This is a genomic window from Hyphomonas sp. FCG-A18, from assembly GCF_045287255.1.
Classification (GTDB): Bacteria; Pseudomonadota; Alphaproteobacteria; order Caulobacterales; family Hyphomonadaceae; genus Henriciella.
In genome coordinates, this window is record NZ_CP137142.1 from 851,733 (window position 1) to 863,925 (window position 12,193).

Sequence of the window (12,193 nt, forward strand, 5' to 3'; positions counted from 1 at the left end):
ATTTCTTGGCGGGCTTTGCAGCTTGATCAGGCAGCACGCACCGCTTCATAGGCCAGCATCGCACGTTTGCGCGCTGTTCCCCAATGGTAATTATGTAACCTACCGTCGGATGCAAGCGCGCGATGGCAGGGAATGAGCCAGGCAATCGTATTTGCGCCAATGGCAGTGCCGGCGGCGCGGGCGGCTTTTTTGTTTCCGGCCTTGGCGGCAACCTCGCCATAGGTCCATGTCGTGCCTTCCGGAATTTCCAGTAAAGCGCGCCAGACCTGCCGGCGGAAAGGTGTGCCATAGATGGCGAGGCCAACCTCGCCGCCATCGCCGAAAATTCGGTTCGCCCAGCGCCCGGCTTCAGCATCGTCACGGGTCATATCGGCCTTGGGATAACGCCCGGCCAGGTCAGTAAAAACCTTATCCTCAGTATAGCCCGGATGGATAAAGCCTGTCTTGTCGGACACGCCTTCATCGGCAAAGCCAAGGCCGCATAGCCCACGCGGGGAGATCAGAAACACACCTGTTCCAAACGGTGTCGGGGCTTTCCCAATCGTCAGCCTCGCTTTCTCACCTCCCGCCTTTGCCTCCCCGGGGGAGAGGGCTTCATGCGCGATGAACAGGTCATGCAGGCGGGAAGGGGAAGACAGCCCCGCTTCATAAGTTGCGTCCAGAACACTTGCGCCTTGGCGGAGGAGATCGCCTGCCTCACCATGGGCTAGCGCGGCCTGAAACTGACGCGGACTGATCCCGGCCCAGCGCGTAAACTCGCGTTGGAAGTGGCTCGGCGAAAGACCCATAGCATTGGCGCAAGTCCGCAAGTCAGGCCATTCGCGCCAGGTATCACCCAAATGGATCAAAGCATCGGCCATGCGTTCATAGGCAATGGCCCGTTCGTCAAGAAGAGCATGTTGAGTCGTCATGCACTCAGATTGGCCGCTAAGGTGAGGTTTGCCCACCCGTTTCTTGCGGGGGATGAGCGTATGACTTAAGTCGCCCTGAGCAAGACGCTGATCAAATCGCAAAGAACAATGTTTCGTTATTTACGTTGATGGGTTGGGGCAAATCGCTCTACGGGAGATTGATCTTATTCTACCATAGCTTCTTCAAGGATCTACGCGCATGAAATTAACACCCAACTGCGCGAGTGAGACCGACTTTGCCACCATTTAACTTAAAAAACACTCGGCCAACCCGAAACCCTCCGACAAAGAGGGCTTCACGCGTGACCTTGTTTCGATTTGCCGAAGACCGATTGCCTGTTACCATTTTTTTGGCGCTCTTCGCGATTGACCTTATCATTTTTGCGACGGTATCGGCTTGGCCGCTTGTGCTTGCTTGGGCGGTGTTATCGGTCCCAGCAAAAGTCTGTATCGCTGCTTGGAATCATCACCATCAGCATGTGCCATTTTTTCACTCAGCGGTAAGCAATCGCCTTATGGAAATTGTCTTTGGGCTACAGACTGGGGCAGTGTCAAATGTTTGGGTCTTGCATCACAATCTCGGTCACCATGATCACTATATGGATCAATCAAAAGACGAGTCGGCTTGGCGCTTGCCTGACGGCCGGATTATGTCTGCGCATGAGTATACATGGCGGCTCGTGATGACCGGTTATGTCTGCGCACTTCGAAACAGTGCAGAACATCCCGATATCCGACGCACGTTTCTTTTCATGACGGCGCTGCACATCACACTTTTGGTTGCTCTCGTCTGGATCAACGCTTTCAATGCTTTGGCCATCTTTATTGTTCCAATGGTGATCAGCTTCGTAGTGACGTGCCGACACACGTATGATCACCATGCCGGGTGCTCAGAGGTGGATGAATATGCTGCTTCAAACAATATCATGCATCGTTGGTATAATATTCTCACTGGCAATTTAGGATATCACACCGCGCACCATTTGAGACCGGGTCTACATTGGTCGAAGCTGCCGAGCTTTCACGCGCGCATCGCTAAAAAAATTCCTTCTGCCAACTTTCGCGGTCCCGGTTTCCCCATGTCACTGCTCCCCGCAGAGCTGAAACAGACTTAGTGTGTTTCTGAGGGGGGCGACCTAAACGCGCCTCATCTCGGACGCTCAGCGCACACCTCGCACACGACCCTGGGCTGCCCTGTCGCGAACTCGTCTTGAGTATCTTGCAATTATAGAGGCCGTGGTTTCAAAGCTCAGCATACCCGTCATCTGCGCCCCCGTCTTGGTTCTCGCTGCGTCATACGCTATGGAGCGGCTTATGACTGATATTCGCGTAACCGCCCTATACCATTTCACCCGGTTCGATGATCCGGAAGCTTTGCAAGGGCCGCTCTATGAGCGGTTCTCTGATCTTGGCATTAAAGGGACAATCCTGCTCGCCAAGGAAGGCGTCAATGGCACGATTGCCGGAACGCCCGAAGCCATGGAAAAGGCCGAAAAAGCCCTGCGCGCGTTGCCGGGGTGCGCGGATATGGTGGTGAAATACTCCCATGCCGACGCGATGCCTTTCCTGCGCTTGAAAGTGCGCCTGAAGAAGGAAATCGTGACCATGGGTGTGGATGGGATCGACCCCAACCAGATCGTTGGCACCTATGTCAAACCAGCTGACTGGAACGCCCTGATTTCTGATCCCGATACAGTCCTGATCGACACGCGCAATGATTACGAAGTGGCCATCGGCACGTTCGAAGGCGCGATTGATCCGAAGACCGAAACCTTCCGCGAATTCCCGGATTGGTTTCAGGACTTCAAGGCAAAACTCGAAGCCGAAGGTCGCAAACCAAAAGTCGCGATGTTCTGCACTGGCGGCATTCGCTGTGAGAAGGCCACAGCCTATGTCAAAGAAACCGGCATGGATGAAGTGTTCCACCTTGAGGGCGGCATCCTGAAATATCTCGAAGAGATCGAAGAAGACAACAGCCTCTGGAATGGCGATTGCTTCGTGTTTGATGATCGTGTCTCTGTCCGCCATGGGCTTGAGATTGGTGACTATCGCCTCTGCCATGCTTGCCGCCAGCCGGTAAGCGCTGCTGAGCGGGAAGATCCACGCTTTGAAGAAGGCGTGTCCTGTCCGCATTGTCATGGCAACCTAACGGAGAAGCGTCTCGCGTCCCTGCGCGAGCGTCAGAAACAGGTTCGCCTTGCCGCAGCGCGTGGCGAGACCCATATCGGGGATGAAGTGGTGATGACGCCACGCCCGCGGACGTAAAAACAGATATAAGACATGACCGAACCCTATCCGGTTCTCTACAGTTTTCGGCGCTGCCCCTATGCGATGCGGGCACGCCTGGCGCTTGCCGTTTCCGGCCAAACCTGTCGCCTGCGCGAAGTGGTTTTGCGCGATAAGCCTTCGCAGATGCTGGAGATTTCCCCAAAAGCCACCGTGCCCGTCCTACAGCTTGAAGACGGGACAGTCTTGGAGGAAAGCCGCGATATTATGGACTGGGCGCTTGGCCGTTCTGATCCCGAAAATTGGCTCGCAGGGGATGTGGCCGCGATGCGCGCCCTCGTCGATGAATGCGATGGCCCGTTCAAACAGGCGCTTGATCGCTACAAATACCCTAATCGCTATGATTTACCCGATGGGCTGGAGCACCGCGCCAAGGGGTTGGTCTTCCTGGAAAAACTGAACACGCTTCTGGATGGCAAGCCAAATCTCTTTGGCGAGGTTAGCTATGCCGATGCCGCGATTTTTCCATTTGTCCGTCAGTTTGCCAATACTGACCGGACCTGGTTTGACGGATTGGATTTGCCCAACCTGCAGCGGTGGTTGGCCACACACCTTGAGGGCCCGCTATTCGCATCCATTATGCCGAAATACGCGCAATGGCGGGCAGGGGATGAGGAACCACTCTTCCCACCCCGCTAATGCCCGGCGCCTAACCTTTCAGCGCTGTCCGAACTGCCTCAAGTGCGACCTCCGCTTTGCTGCCATCTGGCCCGCCAGCTTGCGCCATATCCGGGCGACCACCGCCGCCTTTGCCGCCAACTTCTGCTGCAGCAACACGGACGAGATCAACGGCTGAGATTTGTTCGGTTAGGTCCTTTGTCACCCCGACGGCCACAGCCGCCTTGCCATCATTCACGCCAATGAACACCGCAATGCCAGATCCCATCTGGGCTTTGGCCTCATCGATCAAGGCGCGCAGGTCTTTCCCGCCGACCCCCTCAGCAACCCTGGCGACAAGCTTGATCCCATTGATCTCTTCCGGCCCGCTCGGCGCGCCGCCACCCTGACCGGCCATAGCGAGGGCTTTCTTGGTCTGCGCCAGATCGCGTTCCAGTTTCTTGCGATCGTCAACCAGTCCGGACACCTTTTGCGAGACATCCTTCAGAGGCACTTTGAGGGACGCGGCCAGATCAACAGCGACTTGTGCGCGCCCGCGCAGGAAGGCGATCGCCTCGGCGCCGGTTGTGGCCTCAATCCGGCGAATACCCGCCGATACACCGCCTTCAGACAGAACCGTGAACAGGCCAATATCGCCAGTCCGCTCAATATGCGTCCCGCCGCACAGCTCAACAGAGTAGGGGTTATCCTGTTCGGCAAGCGCCTGTCCCATTGTCAGGACGCGAACTTCATCGCCATACTTTTCGCCAAAGAGAGCTAAAGCCCCGGCTTCAATCGCGGCATCCGGGCTCATGACCTTGATGCCCGTATCCCGGTTTTGGCGGACAACAGCATTCACCTCATCTTCGATGGCTTCGATTTCAGCATCGGTGAGCGGCGCATTATGCGAGAAGTCAAAGCGCAGCCGATCGGCCTCAACCAGCGATCCTTTCTGGGTGACATGCGTGCCCAATACGTTGCGCAGGGCCGCGTGCAGGAGGTGTGTGGCGGAGTGATTGGACATGATTTGTGTCCGGCGCGTGGCATCAATGGCGAGGGCCGCCGTTTCTCCAAGTGTGAGGTCGCCCTCAATCAACTCGCCGACATGGCTGTGCAAGTCCCCGGCGCGTTTGACGACATCGATGACACGGAAACGCGCGCCAGACGCGAAAGTGACCGTGCCGTGGTCTCCGGCCTGTCCACCGCTCTCGGCATAGAATGGGGTCTGATCGAAGAGCAGTTCGGCGGTATAACCCTTTGTAAGGCTCTCCACACGTTCGCCATCTGTGACGATTGCGGTGAGTTTTCCCTCGCTGTGAACTTGGTCATAGCCAAGGAAAACAGTCGGGCCATGCTCTTCGCGTAAGTCAAACCAAACCGGAGAAGCCGCGCTATCGCCGGAAGAGAAGCCGCCCTCGCGGGAGCGCTCACGTTGACCTTGCAGGGCGTTTTCAAAGCCTTTCTCGTCAACCGTGACATCACGGGCGCGCAGGATGTCCTGCGTCAGATCAAGTGGGAAGCCATATGTGTCATAGAGTTTAAAGGCCGTATCACCGCTCAGCTGGTCGCCAGCCTTCAGGTCGGATGCGGCTTCATCAAGCAAAACGAGGCCGCGACCAAGGGTGCGTTGGAACCGCTCTTCCTCATCATGCAGTGCCGTTTCAATCGCTGTGCTGGCGCGATCAAGCTCGGGGAAGGCTGCGGCCATTTCACCGCGCAGGGCGCTGACCAATTTGTGCATACCCGGCTCACGCGCACCAAGGATATGAGCATGACGCATTGCCCGCCGCATGATCCGGCGCAGGACATAGCCCCGCCCTTCATTCGAGGGCAGAACCCCGTCGGCGACAAGGAAGGCCGAGGTGCGCAAGTGATCAGCAATCACCCGGAAGGAGGCAATCGTGTCCTCTGTCGGCTTTTGACCGTAGACTTCACTTTCAGCCGCAATCAGGTTCTGGAACAGGTCGATCTCATAATTATTGTGAACGCCTTGCAGGACCGCGGCGATCCGTTCCAGCCCCATACCGGTATCGATGGACGGCTTTGGCAGAGCCTGACGGGTGCCATCAGCTTGCTGGTCGAACTGCATGAAGACCAGGTTCCAGATTTCGATAAACCGATCGCCGTCTTCCTCAGGGCTTCCGGGCGGTCCGCCCCAGACATCCGGGCCATGATCATAGAAGATTTCAGAGCAGGGGCCGCAGGGTCCTGTATCCCCCATGGACCAGAAATTGTCTGACGTTCCAATCCGGATAATGCGGTCGTCCGAGAGACCGGCCACTTTTTTCCAGATCGCTGCGGCTTCATCATCTTCAGCGTAGACGGTGACGAGAAGCTTATCCTTCGGCAGGCCCAGTTCACGGGTGATCAGGTCCCAGCCAAACTTGATCGCGTCATCCTTGAAATAATCCCCGAACGAGAAATTGCCGAGCATTTCAAAGAAAGTGTGGTGGCGCGCTGTGTATCCGACATTGTCGAGGTCATTATGCTTACCGCCCGCGCGGACGCATTTCTGGGAGGTTGTCGCGCGTGGGGCAAATGGTTTCTCCGCCCCGGTGAAGATATTCTTGAAAGGCACCATGCCGGCATTGACGAAAAGCAGAGTTGGATCGTCTTGCGGAACCAGAGGTGCAGAGGCTTTGCGTGTATGCCCCTGTCCTTCAAAATAAGACAAAAAGCTTTCGCGAAGATCGTTCACACTCGTCATGGCAGGGTCCTGAAATGCTTCAATAATCCGCAAGGGATTGAACAGGCCATATACGCAGGGTTTTAAGGCGCGCCAAGGGATAGCCCTCTGCGCGCCTGAGATATTACAGCTTAACCGGTTGCAGCGGCGTCATCTTCGCCATCATCTGCATTGCTATCCGTCAGCAAAACTTCTGACAGCAAGCCAGATCGCTTGCGAATCTCATACTCGATTTCATCAGCGATGGCTGGATTGGCGAGCAGGAATTGGCGGGTCTTTTCCCGGCCCTGACCAATCCGTTCTGTGCCATAAGAGTACCAGGAGCCCGATTTCTCAACCACTTCCGACTTCACGCCAAGGTCGATCAGTTCGCCCGTCTTGGAGATGCCTTCACCATAGATGATATCGAACTCAACTTGCCGGAAAGGTGGAGCGACCTTGTTTTTGACGACTTTGACACGGGTCTGGTTGCCGATGACTTCATCCCGATCCTTGATTGCGCCGATGCGACGAATGTCGAGACGCACAGAGGAATAGAATTTCAGCGCATTCCCACCTGTCGTGGTTTCCGGGCTGCCAAACATCACCCCAATCTTCATCCGGATCTGGTTGATGAAGACGACCATACAGTTTGACTTGGAGATCGAGCCGGTCAGCTTGCGCAGGGCCTGGCTCATCAGGCGCGCTTGCAGGCCGGGCAGGCTGTCACCCATCTCACCTTCAATTTCCGCACGTGGGGTCAGTGCCGCAACCGAATCAATCACCAGAACATCAACAGCACCTGAGCGGACAAGTGTATCAGCAATCTCGAGGGCCTGTTCGCCCGTGTCAGGCTGCGAAATCAGAAGATCATCAAGGTCTACGCCAAGCTTACCGGCATAGACCGGGTCCAACGCGTGCTCCGCGTCAACAAAGGCACAAACGCCGCCATTCTTCTGGGCCTCAGCGACAACATGCAGGGAGAGGGTTGTCTTACCCGAGCTTTCCGGCCCGTAAATTTCGATAATCCGCCCTTTAGGCAGGCCGCCAATCCCCAAAGCAATATCCAGACCTAATGATCCGGTTGAAATTGCCTCAATATCCATGGCGGTTTTCTCACCCAGCCGCATCACCGAACCTTTACCAAAGGCACGGTCAATATTGGCGAGCGCGGTTTCGAGGGCTTTCTGCTTGTCCACGCCGGACTCCTTATCCACGAGTTGTAGAGCTGCTTTGGCCATGAGTCGTTCCTTTCCGTCTATACTAGGCGACGGAAACACCCCGCCAGCCCTCATGCGATAGATGTTCGTACCACAAATGTTCCAAAGAACAAAGCAAAAACTTCTTGCGCTTAAGGGCTTTTCTTTTTCCTTATAATAAGGCACATTCGGAGAATGCTAAAGAAGACAGACCGAGCGCCGGGTGAGGCGCGTTTGAAGTACCTGCCAGGGGATCTGGAGCTGCTGGAGCCGGGTGATTATGTGACGTGCGCAGTCACCGGACGCAAAATTCCGATTGCCGCACTTCGGTACTGGAGCGCGACCCGACAGGAAGCCTACATTGATGCCGCTGCTGCTGCCAAGGCGATGGGCGGCTGAGCGCGTGATTGGCTTGCGCGAGTTACTGGTCGTACTGGCGGTGTGGGGCACCGGACAGCCATCACAGGCGTCTCCGAATATGGTGACAGCATCGACCATTTCATGCACAGGGCAGGCGGTTCAGGCAGGTCTATTGCTCTGCCATGCGGAAGGGGCAGAGACTTTGAAAGTTTCTGGTCTTGAGGGCGAAGCCGAGCGAAGCGTCAGCGTGAATGCGCAGGGTGTTGCAACGATTGGTGTCTTGCGGACTGAGGCGACTGTCATACGCATTGAGGCTGATAATCCGGTGCTCGCCCCAGTCGAGGTTGAGATTGCGCCGCGTGAAGACCCATTCCGTATTATTGAGGGGCTGGACTGCGATAAGGTTGATGCGCGCACCGAAGAGCAAAAGGCGCATGCGGGTCGAAGCTGGGTGAAAAAACAGGACGCGTTCAAGCGCTTTGAGAGCGGGGCTGGCGCGCTGAATGGCTTTATACGGCCAGCAGAAGGCAGAATGTCTTCTCCATTTGGTCCGGCTCGAAAATATATCGGGGTCGGCCATGATGGGGAGCCGTGTGAGCGGACGCGCATACACTATGGCTATGATATCGCGATCCCGGTTGGGACGCCGATTATTGCGCCCGCAGCAGGTATCGTGACGCTTGGCGATCCCGACCTCTACTATGAAGGCGGGACGGTCTTCCTCGACCATGGTGAAGGGCTTGTCTCAGTCTTCATGCACATGTCTGAGGTTCAGGTTGAAGCGGGCACTCAGGTCGAGGTTGGCGAACAGCTTGGGCTGTCTGGTAATACCGGGCGCACAACGGGGCCGCACCTGCATTGGGCCGTAAAGTGGCGCAATCCAGCGAGCGATGACCGCCGGAAGGATTTCTATATCGATCCGGCGCTACTCATGCTGTTGGAGCCAGTGGTAGCCGAAGCTGAGTAGAGCCTGAAACTGCGCATGTTTAGGCCCTTAAGGGATGAGAAGCGTCGCGCCGACAGTTTTCCCACTTTCAATCGCGGTATGGGCCTGACCAACATCAGAGAGCGCGAATCTCTGGCCGATATGCGGTTTCAGTGTACCTGCCCGCAGCGCGCCAAATAGGGCTGCAGCGCCGCGCTCAAGGTCTTGCGGCGTTGGAATGAAGCTGAACAGGCTTGGCCGGGTCAGAACAAGTGAGCCTTTGGCCCCAAGAATAACCGGGGCGATCGGCTCAGCAGCGCCAGACGCATTGCCATAACTGATCCACCACCCGCGTGGTTTCAAACTGTTCAGAGACGCTTCGGCAGAGGCTTTGCCAACACTGTCATAACTCACATCAACGCCTTTTCCGCCTGTCAGCTCACGAACCGCTTCGGCAACATTGCCGTTGGTGAGGACCGTCTCAGCAGCGCCGAGCTCGCGGGCCCTTGCAGCCTTGTCTTCGCTGGATGTCGCCGCGATGACTTTGACACCAAGAGAGGTTGCCCATGGCACCAGCAATGACCCGACACCGCCAACGGGTGCCCAAACCAAAGCGGTTTCTCCGGGGGAGGCGCGACGAACCTCAAACAAGAGCATCCAGGCGGTAAGCCCTTTGAGCATGACAGCCGCAGCGGTTTCCTCGCTAATACCATCGGGCAGCTTCACCATCATGGCCGCACGCCCCGTGTAATGGCTCGTGTAAGCGCCAGCCCCGAGATAGCCGACCCGGTCACCGGGTTTCAGGGTTTCAACGCCTTCACCGACCGCCTCGACAATGCCGGCGCCTTCTGATCCCGGCGTGAACGGTAGTTTGACCGGATAGAGGCCTGTGCGGTGATAGGTGTCGATAAAGTTCAGCCCGATAGCGGTTTGACGAACGAGCGCTTCGCCGGGGCCGGGGACGCGAGGTTCGCGCTCAACTTTCTGCAAAACCTCCACCCCGCCGGTTTGTTCAATCTGTATTGCGTAAGGGCTGGTCATGGTGTCTCTCCCGGAATCGGTTTTGCTTGTCTGGATGAGCGATATAGAATTTATTTGCGGTGTCGACGAGGCCGGGCGTGGCCCATGGGCCGGGCCTGTGACCGCCGGGGCTGTGATCCTTGATCCGGATAAGCCAATTGAGGGCCTGACGGACTCCAAGAAGTTAAGCGAGAAAAAGCGGCTCTTGCTTGAACCCCAAATCAAGGCCCACGCGATTGCCTGGGCTGTTGTGCATGTCAGCGCTGAAGAGATTGACCGCATCAACATTCGCGAAGCAACCTTTGCGGCGATGTGCCAGGCGGTACAGACGCTCTCTGTCAGGCCGCATCAAATCCTGATTGATGGCAATGCGTTGCCGCAGAACCTGCCAGTGCCTGCGCAAGCCATTATCAAAGGTGACCTGACAGAGCCTGCAATCTCAGCAGCTTCCATTCTGGCAAAAACAGCGCGGGATCGCTTGATGATTGATCTCGATACGCAGTTCCCGGGCTATGGTTTTGCGGGCCATAAAGGCTATGGCACCGCCGCACATGCGCAAGCGCTCTCGCAGCTTGGCCCGTGCGCGCAGCATCGGCAGAGCTTTGCTCCTGTTCGTAAGGTCATGCGATTGCGCGCCTGAGTCCTGTGTTTGCCAAAGGTTAACGATTTGCCGCCATTTATTAACGCTATTGCTAAAGCGGAGCAGGCGAGATGATCTTCAAGAAACGCTATTTCTGGCGCGGGGAAAGCAACGAACTTTACAGATTTAAGGTTCGCCAGCACGTCTCGGGCCTGCCTGAGCGGAGCGGCATCTATGTTTTCGCGCGCCGCCGTTTCATCTTTTTCGTCAAGGCTCTCTATGTTGGAAAGGCCAAGAACCTGCTGGAGCGTGTCGATGGTCATGAGCGCTGGACTGACGCCCGCAAAAAAGGGGCGAATGAAATCCATTTTCGCCATGCCGATTACAGCAAGGTCGACCGGATAGAGGAAGACCTCATCCGTCATCTCAAGCCAAAGCTCAATGATATTCACAAACCCCGCAGTTCTTGCGATGCTCCAAACCATGAGAAGCTTCGCGCGCGCTGGATGTGTGCCTCGGAGTATTGGAGCCTCAACGATCCAAAGCCCAAGTCCCGCAAATCGAAATCAGCCGCCAAATCCTATTGGGACAAGGCGGCCTGAGCCATCCTGATGCCTTTGGCTTGAACTCAGCTCCAGTTCAGGCAAAAGAGGCCGATGCCTGACACGTCTTTCTCAACTGTCCCGCCAATCTTTGCCGATGTGCCCTCATCGGTGAGCTTCAAGAAGCTGCGCAAGCGGCTGGTGCGCGGGGCGCTGCAGGTGATTGACCAATATGAACTGGTCGACCGCAAGGCCAAGAAACGTCCCAAATGGCTCGTCTGCCTGTCGGGCGGCAAAGACAGTTACGGCCTGCTGGCTGTCCTCCTCGACCTGCAATGGCAGGGGGCGCTGCCGGTTGATCTGCTCGCCTGTAATCTCGATCAGGGCCAACCTGGTTTTCCCAAACATGTTCTGCCGGAATGGCTGGAGAAGACCGGCGTGCCCTACCGGATTGAAACCGAAGACACCTATTCCATCGTCACCGAGAAAGTCTCTGCCGACCGCACGTTCTGCGCGCTTTGTTCGCGTCTGCGGCGGGGCATTCTGTACCGCATTGCGCGGGAGGAGGGGTGCGATGCCATCGTTCTGGGCCACCACCGCGATGATGCGCTTGAGACCTTCATGATGAACCTCGTCCATGGTGGGCGCCTTGCGGCGATGCCGCCAAAGCTGCTCAATGATGAGGGCGATGTCATGGTCTTGCGCCCGCTAATCACGGCGGCGGAGAGTGACCTCGAAAAGTTCTCAACCGCCATGCAGTTTCCGATTATTCCGTGTAATCTCTGTGGCTCTCAGGATGGGTTACAGCGTGTTGCGATGAAGCAGATGCTGAATGACTGGGAACAGCGCAAACCCGGCGTGCGGCAAGTGATGGCGCATGCGCTGGCGACGGTGCGGCCCAGCCATCTGCACGACCCGCGCGTGTTTGACTTTGCTGGCCTTGCCCCTGGTGGCACAGGCGAGAGCGATGACGGGGTGCCGTTTTAGGTGGGCGCGCTAACGCCTTCGGCGAGCGCCCACAAGCCGGTTCCGGTCTGGCTTTGCCAGCCCATGAACCAGGCTGAAGGCTCTGTCTCTTCACACGCACCTTACGCTCCGAACACAAAAC

The 12,193-nt window shown here is 56.7% G+C and carries 12 protein-coding genes; 8 read left to right on the forward strand and 4 right to left on the reverse strand.

Annotation, left to right across the window (positions count from 1 at the left end):
- Positions 1 to 26: 26 nt before the first annotated feature.
- Complete coding sequence (locus RYZ27_RS04175) at positions 27 to 911, reverse strand: methylated-DNA--[protein]-cysteine S-methyltransferase (RefSeq protein WP_406681105.1); 885 nt, start codon at positions 909 to 911, stop codon at positions 27 to 29.
- 302 nt (positions 912 to 1,213) lie between these two features.
- Between RYZ27_RS04175 and RYZ27_RS04180 the strand changes: the two genes are divergently transcribed.
- The 3 genes from RYZ27_RS04180 (at position 1,214) to RYZ27_RS04190 (ending at position 3,836) form a co-directional block, all read left to right on the forward strand.
- A complete protein-coding gene (locus RYZ27_RS04180) occupies positions 1,214 to 2,026 on the forward strand; it encodes a fatty acid desaturase family protein (protein ID WP_406681106.1) in 813 nt (270 codons plus the stop codon).
- Positions 2,027 to 2,225: 199 nt separating this feature from the next.
- Positions 2,226 to 3,176, forward strand: a complete 951-nt coding sequence (locus tag RYZ27_RS04185) for a rhodanese-related sulfurtransferase (protein WP_406681107.1) — start codon at positions 2,226 to 2,228, stop codon at positions 3,174 to 3,176.
- A gap of 15 nt (positions 3,177 to 3,191) precedes the next feature.
- A complete protein-coding gene (locus tag RYZ27_RS04190) occupies positions 3,192 to 3,836 on the forward strand; it encodes a glutathione S-transferase (RefSeq protein WP_406681108.1) in 645 nt (214 codons plus the stop codon).
- A 10-nt stretch (positions 3,837 to 3,846) separates the two neighbouring features.
- Here the strand turns inward: RYZ27_RS04190 and alaS are convergent, their stop codons facing one another.
- Positions 3,847 to 6,501, reverse strand: coding sequence for an alanine--tRNA ligase (gene alaS / locus RYZ27_RS04195; protein WP_406681109.1), 2,655 nt, complete (start codon positions 6,499 to 6,501; stop codon positions 3,847 to 3,849).
- A 110-nt stretch (positions 6,502 to 6,611) separates the two neighbouring features.
- Complete coding sequence (recA, locus tag RYZ27_RS04200) at positions 6,612 to 7,700, reverse strand: recombinase RecA (protein ID WP_406681110.1); 1,089 nt, start codon at positions 7,698 to 7,700, stop codon at positions 6,612 to 6,614.
- 153 nt (positions 7,701 to 7,853) lie between these two features.
- On the opposite strand from recA, the gene RYZ27_RS04205 reads away from it, so the two are divergent.
- Positions 7,854 to 8,057, forward strand: a complete 204-nt coding sequence (locus tag RYZ27_RS04205; RefSeq protein WP_406681111.1) for a DUF2093 domain-containing protein — start codon at positions 7,854 to 7,856, stop codon at positions 8,055 to 8,057.
- Complete coding sequence (locus tag RYZ27_RS04210) at positions 8,023 to 8,985, forward strand: M23 family metallopeptidase (RefSeq protein WP_406681112.1); 963 nt, start codon at positions 8,023 to 8,025, stop codon at positions 8,983 to 8,985. The genes RYZ27_RS04205 and RYZ27_RS04210 overlap by 35 nt, the downstream gene beginning before the upstream one ends.
- Before the next feature lie 27 nt (positions 8,986 to 9,012).
- On the opposite strand, the gene RYZ27_RS04215 is transcribed toward RYZ27_RS04210, so the two are convergent.
- Positions 9,013 to 9,984, reverse strand: coding sequence for a quinone oxidoreductase family protein (locus RYZ27_RS04215; protein ID WP_406681113.1), 972 nt, complete (start codon positions 9,982 to 9,984; stop codon positions 9,013 to 9,015).
- Here RYZ27_RS04215 and rnhB point away from each other — a divergent pair.
- The 3 genes from rnhB to ttcA all read left to right on the forward strand — a co-directional run bounded on the left by rnhB (position 9,983) and on the right by ttcA (position 12,072).
- On the forward strand, positions 9,983 to 10,603 hold the full coding sequence (gene rnhB, locus RYZ27_RS04220) for a ribonuclease HII (RefSeq protein ID WP_406681114.1): 621 nt from the start codon (positions 9,983 to 9,985) through the stop codon (positions 10,601 to 10,603). The two genes, RYZ27_RS04215 and rnhB, sit on opposite strands and share 2 nt — an antisense overlap.
- A 71-nt stretch (positions 10,604 to 10,674) precedes the next feature.
- The gene (locus RYZ27_RS04225) at positions 10,675 to 11,145 is read left to right on the forward strand and encodes a GIY-YIG nuclease family protein (protein ID WP_406681115.1); all 471 of its coding nucleotides are present in this window, start codon (positions 10,675 to 10,677) and stop codon (positions 11,143 to 11,145) included.
- Positions 11,146 to 11,199: 54 nt separating this feature from the next.
- Positions 11,200 to 12,072 carry a tRNA 2-thiocytidine(32) synthetase TtcA gene (ttcA, locus tag RYZ27_RS04230; RefSeq protein ID WP_406681116.1) on the forward strand — a complete coding sequence of 291 codons (873 nt, stop codon included), beginning with the start codon at positions 11,200 to 11,202 and terminating at the stop codon, positions 12,070 to 12,072.
- Positions 12,073 to 12,193: the final 121 nt, after the last annotated feature.